13 protein-coding genes are annotated in these 15,688 nt (G+C 51.3%); 8 read left to right on the top strand and 5 right to left on the bottom strand.

Features of this window, described 5'->3' with window-relative positions; genetic code table 11:
• Positions 1-11 precede the first annotated feature (11 nt).
• Positions 12-1,190: a hypothetical protein gene (locus tag EDD73_RS03940; protein WP_131918476.1), complete on the top strand. Its 1,179-nt coding sequence runs from the start codon at positions 12-14 to the stop codon at positions 1,188-1,190.
• A gap of 58 nt (positions 1,191-1,248) precedes the next feature.
• Here the strand turns inward: EDD73_RS03940 and EDD73_RS03945 are convergent, their stop codons facing one another.
• Positions 1,249-2,031 carry a type III pantothenate kinase gene (locus EDD73_RS03945; RefSeq protein ID WP_131918477.1) on the bottom strand — a complete coding sequence of 261 codons (783 nt, stop codon included), beginning with the start codon at positions 2,029-2,031 and terminating at the stop codon, positions 1,249-1,251.
• 140 nt (positions 2,032-2,171) lie between these two features.
• On the opposite strand from EDD73_RS03945, the gene EDD73_RS03950 reads away from it, so the two are divergent.
• On the top strand, positions 2,172-2,945 hold the full coding sequence (locus tag EDD73_RS03950) for an MBL fold metallo-hydrolase (RefSeq protein ID WP_131918478.1): 774 nt from the start codon (positions 2,172-2,174) through the stop codon (positions 2,943-2,945).
• A 91-nt stretch (positions 2,946-3,036) separates the two neighbouring features.
• Positions 3,037-3,939: a hypothetical protein gene (locus EDD73_RS03955; protein WP_131918479.1), complete on the top strand. Its 903-nt coding sequence runs from the start codon at positions 3,037-3,039 to the stop codon at positions 3,937-3,939.
• 36 nt (positions 3,940-3,975) lie between these two features.
• Here EDD73_RS03955 and EDD73_RS03960 read toward each other — a convergent pair whose 3' ends face one another.
• The gene (locus EDD73_RS03960) at positions 3,976-5,214 is read right to left on the bottom strand and encodes an MFS transporter (protein ID WP_165876308.1); all 1,239 of its coding nucleotides are present in this window, start codon (positions 5,212-5,214) and stop codon (positions 3,976-3,978) included.
• Between the two features lie 242 nt (positions 5,215-5,456).
• On the opposite strand from EDD73_RS03960, the gene EDD73_RS03965 reads away from it, so the two are divergent.
• From EDD73_RS03965 to EDD73_RS03980, 4 genes are read left to right on the top strand one after another with little or no spacing between them, the layout of a single operon-like run.
• Positions 5,457-6,017, top strand: coding sequence for a LutC/YkgG family protein (locus EDD73_RS03965; protein ID WP_165876309.1), 561 nt, complete (start codon positions 5,457-5,459; stop codon positions 6,015-6,017).
• 1 nt (position 6,018) lies between these two features.
• Positions 6,019-8,187 carry an L-lactate dehydrogenase (quinone) large subunit LdhH gene (gene ldhH, locus EDD73_RS03970; RefSeq protein ID WP_131918482.1) on the top strand — a complete coding sequence of 723 codons (2,169 nt, stop codon included), beginning with the start codon at positions 6,019-6,021 and terminating at the stop codon, positions 8,185-8,187.
• Positions 8,188-8,212: 25 nt separating this feature from the next.
• Positions 8,213-9,601 carry an FAD-binding oxidoreductase gene (locus tag EDD73_RS03975; protein WP_131918483.1) on the top strand — a complete coding sequence of 463 codons (1,389 nt, stop codon included), beginning with the start codon at positions 8,213-8,215 and terminating at the stop codon, positions 9,599-9,601.
• Between the two features lies 1 nt (position 9,602).
• Positions 9,603-10,928, top strand: a complete 1,326-nt coding sequence (locus tag EDD73_RS03980; RefSeq protein ID WP_131918484.1) for a (Fe-S)-binding protein — start codon at positions 9,603-9,605, stop codon at positions 10,926-10,928.
• A gap of 75 nt (positions 10,929-11,003) precedes the next feature.
• On the opposite strand, the gene EDD73_RS03985 is transcribed toward EDD73_RS03980, so the two are convergent.
• The 3 genes from EDD73_RS03985 to EDD73_RS03995 form a co-directional block, all read right to left on the bottom strand.
• Positions 11,004-11,441: a TlpA family protein disulfide reductase gene (locus tag EDD73_RS03985; protein WP_165876310.1), complete on the bottom strand. Its 438-nt coding sequence runs from the start codon at positions 11,439-11,441 to the stop codon at positions 11,004-11,006.
• Between the two features lie 278 nt (positions 11,442-11,719).
• Entirely contained in the window at positions 11,720-13,489 is a 1,770-nt protein-coding gene (locus EDD73_RS03990) for an L-lactate permease (RefSeq protein WP_131918486.1), read from the bottom strand.
• A gap of 132 nt (positions 13,490-13,621) precedes the next feature.
• Positions 13,622-14,503, bottom strand: a complete 882-nt coding sequence (locus EDD73_RS03995) for an NAD(P)/FAD-dependent oxidoreductase (RefSeq protein ID WP_131918487.1) — start codon at positions 14,501-14,503, stop codon at positions 13,622-13,624.
• 553 nt (positions 14,504-15,056) lie between these two features.
• Between EDD73_RS03995 and EDD73_RS04000 the strand changes: the two genes are divergently transcribed.
• Positions 15,057-15,674, top strand: coding sequence for a succinate dehydrogenase/fumarate reductase transmembrane subunit (locus EDD73_RS04000; RefSeq protein WP_131918488.1), 618 nt, complete (start codon positions 15,057-15,059; stop codon positions 15,672-15,674).
• The last annotated feature ends 14 nt before the right edge of the window (positions 15,675-15,688 follow it).

Here is a 15,688-nt window from a genome sequence, read left to right on the forward strand (position 1 = left end):
GGAGGATGGCCATGAAATCCGTAAAAACAATCGGTATTATGCTGTTGATATCGCTGCTCATGCAGGGTGGTATCCTCTACGGGATGGAGCGCTGGGTTGCCCAGGCATTGGTGGTCAAAGGACCTAGCGGTTCGGTTGCGCAAGGCCGCTGGCACGAACATACCATTGAAGCTCCGTTGAAAAATGCTCGCCAAATCGGTATTTCCTATGACGGACAGTACATGGCCTGGAATGAAGGCGACGGTTATACCGTTTGGGACATCCAGCAAGGGCGGCAGCTTTATCATGAAAACTTGATTCCCGGACATAAAGTAGCGTTGATTCAATGGTTAGCCGATCGCAACCGGTTGATTCTGATTACTGAGCAGTCAACAGCGCCGGTGAACTTGCCTCCAGGTGCCAAGCCGCAGGATGCATCGCGATCAGCCATACAAGTCATGCTGCAAGTCATGAACAATAAACCGGATCTGCGTTCCTTACCGCCGTCTACATCGACAAAGCAGATGGAAATCTCCTTTATGAATGCTGATGGCAGCCAGCGGATCCTGTCTACGCGGATTCGTTCGTTACAGAGCAGTGACGAAGTCAAAGAAGCGATCATCTCACCGCAGGCGAACTTGCTTTATCTCACCTTAGGTGATGCTCGTTTTGCGAACACACTTTATCGTGTGGATATTCAACATGACGCCCATCGGGTGCCTATGCGGGCAGCCCGGGCAGAGCAATTGAAAGTCGGTTCCATGCAAGGTAGTGTGTATGGCGAATTCTGGGATTTAGAAACATCGGCCACACCGTCGATCTATCAAATCAAGGGAATGCAAACTGTACCTATCTCAACAAAACCGCTGAATTCGTTGCTGCTTGGCCTTGACCGAAAAAATACCTTATACCTCGGCCAGGGGCAAGGGCGGCAGATCCAATCGGTCTATACATGGGATGGCAAGCAGATGCAAAAAGAACGTACATTGCCGTCGACGGTTAACCGCGATCATATCATGATCGGTCCTAACGGACAGATTGCGATTATTGACGAACCGGAGTCATCGTTAAAAATCTATACCCGTGGTGTCGATGCACCGTCGACATTCAAATTTGAAGCCGGTGCACGTCCGATCAAGACAGAGTCGCGTTTTGTCGGTTTGCTGAAACCAGGTGATCAAAAAGCGCAGTTATGGATGCTGTCGTTCTAAGCAAAAGGAGGAATCATCTCGACAAGATGATTCCTCCTTGCTGTTTATCGAAGCTGACTTAGCGTTCGCCGCGATTACGTTCATATAATAAGCGCAAACCATCGAGGGTGAGACTGGGATGAATATGATCGACTTGCCGGCACCCTTTGCCGATCAGTTCGCCAAAGCCGCCGGTAATCACCACTTGAGCTTGCTGACCCTCTTCACCTAATTCGCCTTTAAAGCGGCTGATGAGACCGTCCACCATGCCTACATAACCAAAGTACACACCGGACTGCATGCTTTCTTCTGTGGTCTGGCCAAGCGCCCTTTGGGGCTGGCAGATCTCGATGCGCGGCAGTTTCGCAGTTTGGGCAACCAGCGCTTCTGTAGAGATGCCGAGTCCGGGACAGATCACACCGCCAAGATAGTCACCGTGGCGATTGACGGCACAAAAAGTCGTGGCCGTTCCTAAGTCAACAATGATGACCGGACCGCCATAGTGATGATAGGCAGCGACGGCATTGACGATGCGGTCAGGGCCAACACTGCGGGAATCGTCCAGCTTGATGTTCAACCCCGTTTTCGTTCCCGGCCGGACAATCAGCGGGCGAATGCCCCAATACTCCTGGAACATCGAAAGTAACATGGGGTTAAGCGGCGGAACAACCGATGAGATGGCCACATGTTCGATGGCATCTTTTTTTAAACCACTGTTCTCCAGGGCCTGAATGACGAGAATGCGGTATTCATCTTTGGTTTTACGCCGATCCGTAGCCATACGCCACTGTGTTACTAAATGATCACCGTGGTAAATTGCTGCTACAATATTCGTGTTACCAATATCTAATGCTAAGAGCATGGTTGTCCTCCTCGATCATACCATTATCTTGCTTAGTTTACCGAGGATTGGCCTGAGGGGCAAGATAGCACATCGGGTTTTTGCTTGAAAGCAGGCAAGGTCGTGCAAAATAAGGGTGAAAGGCTAAAGGAGGTTATTTTGTGTTTCGAATCACTTTTTTTGGAACCGGTAACGGGATGGGCGATGCGCAACGGGAAAGCACTTTTTTTCTAGTACAGCACGAGAGGACGAACACCACGATACTGGTCGATGTGGGCGGTGCGCCTTGGTCCCAATTGGCCCGAGTTGGTGTCAAAGCGGATCAATTGACAGCGCTTCTCCTTACCCATGCTCATCCCGATCATATTTATGGACTGCCGGCGTTAATCCAAAGCCTTTGGTTGGCCGGGCGTCAGACGCCGTTACCGGTGTACTGCCCGCAGGGCGCCGGGGCAACGGTAACCGGGCTGCTTGATCTCTTTGGCCTCCGTCACAAACCGGGTATTTTTGCGATCGAGATTCAGGAACAGCCGTTACATGGGGTAACGCCGCTGTTTACCCGTGACGGCATCACGATGCAAACGTTTGCCGCCCGCCATGGTGTGCCAACGATGGGCTTTGTCTGTGAAGCTCAGCGATCCGGTGTGGCCAAGCGGATCGTCTATTCGGCCGACAGCGAGTACAATCCCGAACTGGAGGTCTTGGCCAAGCATGCACGGTGCTTGATTCATGAATGCAATGCAGCGCAAAAGGCACAAGGTAAGCATTCATCCTTGCTGGATGTGCTTGATCTAATGAAAAAGGCTGCGCCGCAGCAAGTTGTACTTGTCCATCTGACAGAAGGCGAAGACTATCAAAGAGTTCTTCATGAGCACAGCCTTGGTGTACCGCAAGTCATCGTCGCCAGCGACAGTATGACATTAATGATCGAGTAATATTGATGAAACTGGCGCAAAGCCAGTTTTTTTTACTGATCATATGGAATATATTTACATTAGGATCATATAGTTTATGAGGAGATAGGGGGTGGGAAGTTTGCAAAAAACAATGATCGTCGGCATCATCCTTTGTATTATTTTAGGTAGTACGGCGATGCCGACCGGAGAAGCACGATTGCGGGTCAATGCATTAACCAAAACCCCCAGACTCGTGCTCAACGGATTACCGCTGGAATTGGACAAGACTGTGAAATTGATCAATGGACAACTCTATGCTCCCCTCTATCCGGTGGCGGAAGCATTAGGCGCAGAAGTTCAAATGATGAGCAAAGAACGACGGGCGCTGATCCGGCGAGACCGCCAACTGTTTGAAGTAAAAATACCACGACCGGGTACAAAGACGGTCAAAAAATATGCGGACCGTAGCACCAGCATCACCGGCGTTGTCGATGAACAGCAACTGATGGTACCGGTGCGCTGGCTCGCCCGTAACTTAGCCGATAGTTGGGAGTGGGACGGCAAAGCCGCAGTGGCCTGGATGCGTGGGGGACAACCTTGGCAAGATCATGATTACATTGCTTTTGTGCGCTGGGGCGAGTTGCAGTGGATGCGCGTCTTATTTATGAAAAACCAAGAAGTGCTACGCCAACGCGGGTTAGAAGCAGCGCCGCCCATTCAATCACTGCAAGATCTTACGCTTTTTCTCGGCAGCTATTGGTCTGATGAAGCGCTCCAATCCCTTTGGGAACAGGGTCAGATGGGCAAAACGATTGACGGACAATGGGGGTTCAATGAGGAAGGATTCCTCGATCCTACCCAAGCGGAAAGCTGGAGGGTGCTGGAACGAGAAGGTGATCACCTACGGATCCAAGCCCAAATCCCAGCCACGAATGGCGATGTGCGGGTCATGCAAACGGTGATTTACGAATTACGCCGTGATCGCTATGGAAGTTATAAGATTATGGAACGCTTGACAAGCAATCGCATCTAGAAGTATCGATGATGCAAAGCTGCATGACCTCGTAGGTCAAGGCAGCTTTTTTGCGTTGGCGATTTCCTGTGCGGTAGGCAAAAACTGTGTCAAAAGAAGTGCCAGACCTTCCAGCGACGCAACGACCCCAAAAGCCAAGTGTGGTGACGATGTACCGAAAAGAATCGGTAACAGCGCCATCGGTGCCGAAAAAAGATTGGAAATGCTGATAAAAAAGGCTCGTTTGTCCGCCGGTGTCGTATCCATCAAGTAGTTGACAAAACCGAGCCAACCACCAAGGACACTGCCCAGGGCAACAAAGACCAGACAAGTTAAGGGATATTGCCAACTGTCCGGCGCATGGACAAGATACAAGAAAACCAGAGGAATCAGCAGATTCGTGGTCAAGGTAACTTGGATGGTCCGCCGGTTGCTCCAATGGTCGCTGCAATACCCCAGCAGTTGACCACCTGCGATCTGGCCGATCACTTGCATGACGATCAACAAGCCCACCGCATCGGGCGGCAGAAAGCCGAGCGACTTTATATAGAGGATATAAAAAGGAAAGCCCAAGACATTGCTGCTCATCAAGATCTGGATCGGTAAAAGACGGGCAAAGGGCCGATGAGTACGCAAGTCTTCCGGCAGTTGACGCAATAATGAGCTGACCGCTTGCGGTTCCTGGGGGCTATGGGGGCGATCGTGAGCAAAGCGGACTGCGCCAGCCGATAAGAGCAGCAGTGCTGTACCTAAAGTAAACAACAAGGCGTAATTCCAGGGAAAAGGCCAAAGCGGAGAAAGTAAGATCAGTCGAACGGTGATGCTGCCGAGAAACCCGCCGATCCCGCCGAAGGACTGCATCGTTCCCAGCACATGACCGCGTTTTTCTTTATCGATCGTTCGTCCAAAAAGCACCATCCAGGGGACTTGAACCAGGCCTTCGCCGAAGGAGAATATGGTAAAGCAAACTAAAAAAATGATGCCTGCGGTCCGGTAAGGCAGGGCCAATAGGATACTGGCCGCCGTCAAGATCATACAACCACGGGTAATGATCAAGATGCGAAAGATTAAGCGCGGCAGATCAGGGTGACGCGCCACATAGCCGGCCATAAAAAGTTGCGGCAAAGCAAAGCCCAGCGGGCGCACGGCGGAAGCTATTGCGATCAGCAACGGGGAATCGGTAGTCTGGTGCAGGTAAAGGGGTACAAGAATCGTACTATCGAAAAAAGCCAGTGCTGAAAAGTAAAAAGCACCATAGGCAGGGAGGGTGACAGCATTACTGAAGCGCGGTGCCAAGAAAAGACCTCCTTTTTGTGCAAAGGCAAGACGGGTACTTTTCCCTGCAGTATAACAAATGTAACTATGTTAAAATAATAACAAGGAACAAGCCTGGCCCGCTTTGATGGCCAAAGGTGTTTTCGCGTGTTTTTTCTCGCCTAGTGCTTAGCCTGTCCAGACTAGGCGTAAGGAATGAGTCAGGACGGGCTCTCAGGAATCACTAATGGAGTCCTACCGTGATTGTAAAGGAGATGAGCTTGTTGTCAGCAGATCGTCTGTATGATGAATTTAAAAAACGTGCAGAAGCCGTTGGGGCCAATGTTTTTCGTGTGGCCACCTATGCGGCGGCGATGGATGTAGTTGCAACCTATGTGCAAGAAACGGGCGCCAAGCGAGTCCATATAGCGCCCCATGAAGAATTAGAAAAAATGCAATGGCGAGAGCGCTTATCGCCAAAAGGCGTTCACTTGTCCACAGAATTGAATCGACAAGAACTGGCGCAAGCCGATATTGGCCTTTCTTTTCTTTCTTATGCTGTCGCCGAAACCGGTTCCGTCTTATCAGCGACAGAAAGCCCCTTAGCGCGGGCAGTTTCCATGCTGCCGCCGACGCATATTGCCGTCGTTCCGGCAGCAGGCATTTTACCGACGGTCGGTGACGCGTTGCAGGCTCTGTACACTGCGGAAGATTCGCTTCCCGGCTATATTTCTTTTATTTCCGGCCCCAGCCGAACTGCCGATATTGAACGGGTCTTAACGATCGGTGTTCACGGACCCAGTCGTTTGCTCGTTATCTGTGTTGATGAAGCGGAGGTGAAGTAAGATGTCTCATCAACAAAGCAATGAAGAATTCAAAAATTCCATTCAAAAAGCGCTCAAGGATCAGGTCATGCGTTCCGCTTTGGGACGTTTTGCTGAAGCCTACCCCATTTCGCGCAAAGCGGCATACACCGGTGTGGACATTGAACAACTGCGCACCGAGATTGCTTGCGCCAAAGCTCGTGATGGTGAGAATTTGGACGAACTGATCAAGCAATTTACGCAGGAAGCGACCAAGCGTGGCGCCGTTGTTTATTATGCCAAGACCGGTGACGATGCCAACCGGTACATTGTTGATCTGGCGAAGAAGCGCGGTGTCAAGTCGGTTGTTAAATCCAAATCGATGGCGTCTGAGGAAATCCACTTGAACAAACATCTGGAAGCGGCAGGGATCAAAGCCTACGAAACCGATCTGGGGGAATGGATCTTGCAGATCGCCGGGCAGCGGCCCAGTCACATGGTCATGCCGGCGATTCATCTTTCCAAAGAACAAGTGGCCACCTACTTCAGCAACACCTTGTCGCGAGACATTCCGCCCGATATCCCCTTTATGGTCGATACGGCCCGTAAGGAATTGCGCGATAAGTTTTTACAAGCCGATATGGGGATCACCGGAGCCAACATGGCCGTGGCTCAGACGGGATCCATCGGCCTGGTCACGAACGAAGGCAATGCCCGGTTGACGACGACCCTGCCGCCGATCCACGTCGCGCTTGTAGGTTTAGAAAAGCTCATCGCCGATCTCGGTGAAGCGGCCAACATCATTAAAGCGCTGCCCAAAAGTGCTACCGGGCAGATCATCACGTCCTATGTGACCTTCGTAACCGGTGTGACGCCGACGGAAGTGGACAATCAAGAACGTCCCAAAGAACTGCACATCGTGCTGATGGATAACGGACGCCGGCAGATGCTGGATGATCCGGAGTTTAAAGAGGCATGGCAGTGTATTCGTTGTGCTTCGTGCCTCAATGTTTGCCCATCGTACCAACTGGTCGGCGGTCACGTCTACGGTCATATCTATGCCGGCGGGATTGGCACGATTTTAACCTATTTCTTTAACGACCATGATGATGCGGCGAAGCCGCAGAACTTGTGCCTCGGTTGCGGCAAATGTGTGGAAGTCTGTCCCGGCAAGATCCCCATTCCCGATCTAATTTTGCGTATTCGCCGCCGTTTGGCTGAAGAAAAAGGGCTGGGAACGATCCCGAAGACGATCCTGCACCGTGTAGTGGCTAACCGCAAATTGATGCATTCGCTACTACGCATCGCATCCAAGACGCAATTTGTCGTCAGCGGTGGACAACCCTTTATCCGGCATTTACCCTTTTTCTTCTCCGAATTGACCGAAGGCCGTTCCCTGCCGACCATCGCCGAGCAACCTTTCCGCGATTGGGCCAAAGAACATGAAAAAAGCAACAGCGGTCGCGGTAAAAAACGGGTGAACTTTTACGGCGGTTGCTTGATTGACTTTACCTACCCACGGATTGGTAAAGCCGTCTATGACGTGCTGGAAAGCGTGGGCTGTGAAATTTATTTCCCCTGGGAACAAGCTTGTTGCGGCGCACCGGCCAAGTATCTTGGTGATGCCGACACCATGATTCGCTTGGCCAAGCAAAATATCGAAGCTCTGGAAGAAGGCAATCCGGACTATATTGTTTCCGCTTGTCCTACCTGCACTTTGGCCCTGCGCGATGATTTTGTTGATGTTTTGAAAGATGATCCCGCCTGGGCCGACCGGGCGAAGGCGTTAGCGGCGAAAGTGCGTGACTTCTCCGATCTGGCCCACAGTCTCGGTGTCGATGTATCCAAGGCCAAGAATAATGGCGATAAAACCTTCACTTACCATGATTCCTGCCACTATAAGCGTCACCTTCATCTCTCCGAGGTACCACGGGAATTGCTGACGCAAGTTCCCGGCATGCAATTGGTGGAAATGAAAGACAGTGATGAATGCTGCGGTATGGCCGGTTCGTATATGGTGAAATTCCCCGAAATCTCAGCGCCGATTTTGGAGAAAAAGATCAATAATATTCAAGCCACCAAAGCCGACATGATTTGTGTGGACTGCCCGGGTTGCATCATGCAAATCGGCGGTGGTCTGGACAGCCATCAAAGCAAGATTGAGATCAAGCATACCGCTGAAGTCTTAGCGGAGGCGCTGCGCAAGAAGTAAGAAAAGGGAACAAGGGGGGAAGGCAATGTCCAGGCAACAAGCCATTCAAGAACTGATTCAATGTTGCGATCGGGAGCGGGTATTGACCAGCGTTGAAGATCTCGCCTGTTATTCTTTTGATGCTACGGCCGATATGGCCGCACAACGTCCCGATGCCGTTGTAATTCCTGTGAATACCGAAGAAGTCCAAGCGGTCGTGCGTATCTGCGGGAAGTATAAAATTCCGCTGAACGTGCGCGGTTCCGGCACGAATCTTTCCGGTGGCACCGTGCCGCTGCACGGCGGGATCGTGATGACGATGCAACGAATGAACAAAATCATCGAAGTGGACGCGGAAAATTTAACAGCGACGGTGGAACCAGGTGTGATCATTCAAAGTTTGAACAATGCCGTAGCACCCCATGGCTTGATCTATCCGCCTGATCCCGGTACGGTCACCACAGCCACCATGGGTGGCTCTACGGCCGAGTGTTCCGGCGGCTTACGGGGGTTAAAATACGGCGTGACCAAGCACTACATCATGGGCTTGGAAGTGGTTCTCGCTAACGGTGAAAAATTTCGCTGTGGCGGCAAGACCGTTAAAAATGTCACTGCCTATGACTTGGTCAAGCTGTTTACCGGCTCGGAAGGCACATTGGGCATCATCACGGAATTGACGGTGAAGCTGATCCCGGCGCCGGAAACGCGCAAATCGATGCTGGCTTTGTTTGACCGCATCGATGATGCCGGAAAAACGATTGCCGGAATCATTGCTGCCCAGGTGATTCCGGCGACGATGGAGATCATGGATCGTACGACGATTGAAACAGTAGAAGCCTACGCCAAAATCGGCTTGCCCACCGATGCAGCAGCGGTCCTTTTGATCGAAGTGGACGGCAATCCCATATCGGTGGCCAAAGAAGCAGCGTCTGTCGAAAAAGTCTGCAAGCAATTTAACGGCAAAGTCCAAGTAGCCAAGACCGATGCCGAGCGCGATAAGCTCTGGGCGGCCCGGCGGGCAGCACTGCCTGCGTTAGCACGGAAATCGCCAACGACCGTGCTGGAAGATGCGACCGTGCCTCGTTCCCAGATCCCGGCCATGTTGGCAGCGATTCAAGAGATCAGCCAAAAATACAACGTGTTGATCGGTACCTTTGGCCATGCCGGTGACGGCAACTTGCATCCGACAATCCTCTGTGACGAACGCAATGCCGAAGAGATGGAGCGCGTACACCAAGCGGTCGATGAAATTTTCCGTGTAGCCATCTCCCTTGGCGGAACCTTATCAGGAGAACATGGCATCGGTTCAGCCAAAATGAAATACCTGGAGTGGGAATTGGGGGCTACCGGCATTGATGTCCTGCGCCGGATCAAAGAAGCGCTCGATCCGGACTATATCCTGAACCCAGGCAAAATTGTGCCGAGGGGGAATTGAGATGGCTACCCAGGGATTAATTGCGCTCGAAGCTGCCCAAGAGCAAATGATGCAATGTATGAAGTGCGGCAATTGTCAAGCCGTTTGTCCCCTTTATGCCGAAACCATGCACGAAGGTGCCGTAGCGCGGGGCAAGATCCGCTTAGCCGTCGACGTTCTGGAAGGTAAATTAGCGCCTTCTCATGAACTGCTCGATAAATTTGCCTTGTGTTTAACCTGTAAAGCCTGCGAAGCCAATTGCCCCTGTGATGTTCGCTGTGTGGATATCATTTTGGCAGCTCGGGCAGCCTTGACGGAAAAGGTTGGACTGCCGCTGATCAAACGAAGCATCTATCGTGGGTTGAAGCTGCGGCGCATGTTCAATTTTGGCCTCAAAGTCGGTGCCCAACTGCAGGGCTTAGCCATGAAGCGCGTCGATCTGGGGAATCAAGGCAAGTTTCGTTCGCTGCGCCTCCCGCTTGCCGGGATCGATATGCGCCGAGTGATTCCGGAACTGGCTACAACACCGCTGCGTGATTTATATGACGAATTTATCCCTGCCTACGGCGGTAAGGCCAAGCGGCGCGTTGGCTTTTTTACGGGATGCGTGATGAACTTGATCTACACCGATACAGGTCGGGCGATTATCGAAGTGCTTCGCGCCAATGATTGTGATGTGATCATGCCGAAAGAGCAACACTGCTGCGGTGCTCCCGTTTTTATCGGCGGCGAGCGTGCTATCGGCCGTGACATGGCGCGGCACAATCTCGATGTGTTTACCGCGATGGATCAAAAGTATCATCTTGATCACATTGTCTTTGCTTGTGGTACTTGTGTGACTTCCTTTGCGGAAAGTTACAAAGAATTGCTCAGCGACGATCCCCCGTACCGGGCCAAAGCGGAAACGCTGGCGGCCAAATCGATCGACGCCAATGCACTGGTCGTCACCATCGGCGGATTAGCGAAAAAGCTGGCCCCTATTCCGCGCAAAGTTACCTACCATGACTCCTGTCACTTGGCGCGCAGCGTCCATGTGACGGAACCACCGCGACAGATCCTACGGAGCATTCCGGGCGTGGAGTTGATCGAAATGAAAGATGCTGCTCGCTGCTGTGGCGGAGCCGGCTCTTTTTCCTTGACCCATTACCCTTTGTCCCAGCAGATTACGTCCAAAAAAGCGGAAAATATTGCCGCTACCGGTGCAGAGACGGTGACCACCGGTTGTCCCGGTTGCCGTATGACGATTGAAGATGGGTTGGCCCAAGCCGGATTGCGGCAGGACACAGTCCATCCGCTCGCCTTACTCCAAGAGTCCTATCAAAAAGCAGGAATATTAAAAAAGTCGTAGCAAGCAAAAAGCACCCGAATGCATCCATTATTAATGGAAGCATTGGGTGCTTTTTTTATATCCGTGGCATAGGCTTTATTTGAGCAAAGGTTGTACCCGTTGGATAAAATCATCTTGGCTACCGGCAGCGCCGACGAGAACGTCGCGAACAACGCCATTGGCATCGATAAAAACAGTCGTCGGGAAGGCCGTCACGCCATAGGCCTTGGCCGCAGGGCTGATGGTGCTTTCATCAAAAACGATGGGGAATAAAAGGCCTTCTGAAGCGATATATTTTTTGGCCTTGTCTTTGTCATCATTAAAGGTAGCATTGATGCCCAGCACATGCACTTGCGCTTGGTAATCCTGTGAAAATTGATTGAGGTCAGGCATTTCCATTCGGCACGGCGGGCACCAACTGGCCCAGAAGTTCAGCACGACCGGTTTGCCCTTGAGTTGGTCCAAGGTAACGATTTTGCCGTCGTTATCGGGCAGGGTAAAGGAAGGTGCGGTCCGGCCGATCAAAGAGACCACTGTAGTGGCGCCCGATGAGGATGAGGGAGCCTTTTCAGGGGAAGAGCAAGCAGTCAGTAAAAGGGAAAGACAGAGTAACAGGGCAAGCATCCAACGATGCGATGGGAAAGCGGGAAAGCGGGACATCAATATTGAGCCTCCTTACAATCGATGATTTGATACCTGGGATGGGTATTTCTATGTTCATACTACCGGATTCAGCGCCGTTGATCAAGTAAAAACCCCCTTGCTTTTCCGTTCAAGCAAGGGGGCACCCCGTACTTTATAAGGCTTAGCGGTTAACGAGAGGAGGGGGCAGTGCCTTCTTCTGTCTCTACCTTGCCGCTGACGGCAATCGCCAACACCAAAACGAGGGCCAAAGTGATACCGAGAATGGTCCAACCGGAATTCATCAGTTGAGCGATATCGGCAGTAGTAGCTGTGGCGGCTCGGGTAAGCGGCGGAATCATCCAAGCAAAAACGGTCGCTTGCAGATAGGTGATGATACAGATCAAGACCAGGAAGAAAAGCGAGTGACCGATGGTGAAGCGAAACATATCCGATTCCTTCCCAACCAATCCCGTTGATGCACAAGCAACGGCAATTGATTGCGGCGAGATCATTTTACCGGTTACACCACCGGACGAGTTGGCGGCGACGGTAAGTACCGGGTTTACACCGATGCTGTCGGCTGATACGGATTGAAGCTTACCAAAGACGGCGTTGGCTGATGTGTCAGAGCCGGTAATAAAGACACCAAGCCAACCAAGAATCGGTGAGAACAGCGGGAAGAGAGCGCCGCTTTGCGCCAGTGCCAAGCCCATCGTTTGGGTCATGCCTGAGGCATTGCCGATATAAGCATAGCCAAGCACAGAAGCGATGGTAATGATCGGAAAGATCAATGTCGATAAAGTCCGTCCAAAGAGCGAGACAGCGTCGCCCACTTTCATGCGGGTGATGAAAATAGTGATCAACGCAGCCAGCAAAATCGCCGTGCCGGCAGCGGAAAGCCAATTAAAGGTATAGACAGCCGCAATCGGTTGCCCTGTAGCCGGGTTAAGGACGCCATTGTGGATCACGGGAAAGGCGAATTTCAAACTCACCGTATCCAATACCGTTTTGACGGCTTTCATACCCCAGTCACCGACAAGTAAGGTCAAGATGATAAAGGGGCTCCAGGCCTTCAGCACTTTTTTGAAAGTCAGTTTGCCGCTGGTTTTAAAGGTTGCCGGTGGCTCGTCGGCAAAGCGAAAGATATTCTTCGGCTTCCAAACTTTTAAGAAGAATACCAAGAAAATGATCGAAACAAGGGAGGAAATAATGTCAGGCAGCATCGGGCCGAGGTAGTTCGATGACCACCACTGGGTGATGGCAAAGGTGGCGCCGGAAACAAGAGCTGCCGGCCAAACTTCGAGCACACCTTTCCAGCCGGACATGATCGCCACCAGCCAGAAGGGAACAAATACCGAGAGGAAGGGTAACTGGCGACCGACCATCTGCGAAATCGTGAAATCGTCGATGCCCGACACCTGACCGGCAACGATGATCGGAATGCCGATACCGCCGAAGGCAACGGGGGCGGTGTTGGCGATTAAGCAAATACCGGCAGCATAGAGGGGATTAAAGCCGAGACCCACCAGCATCCCCGCCGTGATGGCCACGGGCGTACCAAATCCGGCGGCGCCTTCGAGAAAGGCACCGAAGGAAAAGCCGATCAGTAATGCTTGTAAACGGCGGTCATCGGTAATCGAAGCAATGGAGTCTTTAATGACCTCGAATTGACCTGTTTTGACAGTGACATTGTAAAGAAAAACGGCAGTGATGACGATCCAGCAGATTGGAAAGAGACCATAGAGAGCACCTTGGAGCGTAGAGGAGATGGCCAGGTTGGCAGGCATACCGTAAGCAAAAATGGCGACAACAATGGCTAACACCGTCGTGGTGAGTCCGGCAATGTACCCTTTCATTTTCTGGATTGCCAGAGCCCAAAACAAGTACAACACGGGAGCGGCGGCAATGACAGCAGACAACAAGATATTACCCATGGGATCGTAGTTTTGTGTCCACATAGAGCATTCCTCCTCGCCTAATTAGAAAACATGCCCGGGAACGATGCCTTTTCCCCTGAAACCTTCCTTATAACGATTGCATCACTCCCTTGCCAAATATTATCTCGCTACGTGTATCGGACGTACGTTGACTTAGTTCGACAAGTAACTGGCCACGGATAAACCGGCGATGGCTCCTTGACCGACGGCGCGGGCAAATTGGTAAGGCTTGCCGGTGCAGTCGCCGGCAGCAAAGACACCGGGCAAGTTGGTACGCATCAATGCATCAACGGTGATCGCACCTTCGGTTGTAGCGAGTCCTGGTAAGAGTTGTTCGGCCCGTTGAGTAGGACGCAAAATAAAAACACCGTCCAGGGCTTGTGTGGTGTTGTCCAATTCCAGAGAACGCACGACTTCGTCACCGTGAATTGCTTTGGGCACACCCTGCAAGACCTTGATGTTGGCTGCGCGGGCGGTGAGCGCGGTGAGCGTAGCTGGCGATGGTATTGATTTGACCGGCAGGTAATAGACAGTTTGTGCAATGCCGGATAAATAATACACTTCCTCCATACCGTCACCACCGGTTGTATCGATGACAGCAACCACCTTATGGCGATACAGCGGCCCGTCACAAGTGGCACAGTACGAAACACCGCGACCAAGCAAGTCGCTTTCCCCGGGCAGTTCTTTGGCCATCGTCACGCCTGTGGCCAGAATCATACTTTTACATTGCCATGTCTCTTGACCGGCAATAACTTGAAAAAAATGATCATCATCGTACTGAATTGCCGAGATCCGGGAAGGCATGATGGCAATCGACATCTGATCGAGGTGAGCTTTGATCGCCCGGAGGAAATCTTCACCGGAACAAGCAGGCAACCCGAGATAATTGTCAATTCGTTCAGCCGTGCGCCAGCGATAGGATTGTCCTGGATCAAAAAGAACAAAAGGGATGTTGCGGATCTTAAGATTAAGGGCTGCCGAGGCACCGGCAGGGCCGCAACCGATTACGGCACAGGCGATCGATGTAGCCATTTCATACCTCGCTTTAGTAAAAGATTGTAGTTACCAGAACTATAATTGAAACAATAGGCGGAAAGGTTGACTGATGCGGAGACCATCTTTATAATGTTTAATGCCCTTTGTTTTTTTCTAGGTGTTTACGCGAGAATAAGGACAGTGTCGACTCTTTGGTAACTCGTCTCATGTTGTTACTTTAATCACTATCGCATAGATGCCAATCAGGGAGATCCCGCTTTCTAATTTACTATTCATACGGTTAAAATGGTCTGGACGCCGAATTTGGCTGGTTGACTCGTTTTCAGAATGCGTGCTACACTACGTCTCGAAGATGCTTGTACATTGTGCGCACAATCCGAAAGCAAGTGATTGGGCGGATGAGAAGTCTATGCTGAAAGGGGGTTTGAGATAGTAATTACATGCGCAGGGGCTGTTGCCGATGCTACGGGAGACCTTATGAACACTCGTGCACCTAGCAAGGGTAGGTTTATCTGGTTACTATATTTGGTTCTGTGAATGAGCATAATAGGGTACTACTAAATTATTGGAAGCGGAAAGGAGCAACGGAATGTCGGACAAAAATCATTTTCTGATCCGCAAACTGCATTCTTTGCTGGGGATCATCCCAATCGGTTTGTTTTTTGCGGAGCATACGTTGATGAACTCCATGGCTATGGTCAGCCAGAACATCTGGTCAGCCTGGACAAGTTTTCTTCATCATCTACCCTTTAAGACTTTCCTGGAGATGGCGTTGATATTCATCCCCATCGCTTTCCATGCGATCTATGGTCTTTGGATTGTTTATGTTGCGAAAAATAATGCCCTGCGGTACACCTATTTTCGCAACTGGATGTTCTATTTACAGCGCATAACGGCTATTCTAACAGTGATTTTCGTAGTTTGGCACGTAGGTTCGCTGAAAGCCATGAATTTCTGGGGGACTGGTGGAAGCTATTTCACGCAGTTAGGCGATTACCTGGCAGCGAACCCGGTGGCGTTGGTGGCGTATGTGATCGGTTTCTTGGCTGCGGCTTTTCACTTTTGTAACGGTATCTGGAGCTTCCTCATCGCTTGGGGAATCACGATTGGACCCAAAGCACAACAAGCTGCTTTCACCGTATGTATGGCCCTTCTGGCCCTGTTCTCCGTAGGAGGAATCGGAGCACTTTTCGCGTTGATGCAGTAATGACACATGAGGTG

The organism is Heliophilum fasciatum, from assembly GCF_004341395.1.
Taxonomy (GTDB): Bacteria; Bacillota; Desulfitobacteriia; order Heliobacteriales; family Heliobacteriaceae; genus Heliophilum; species Heliophilum fasciatum.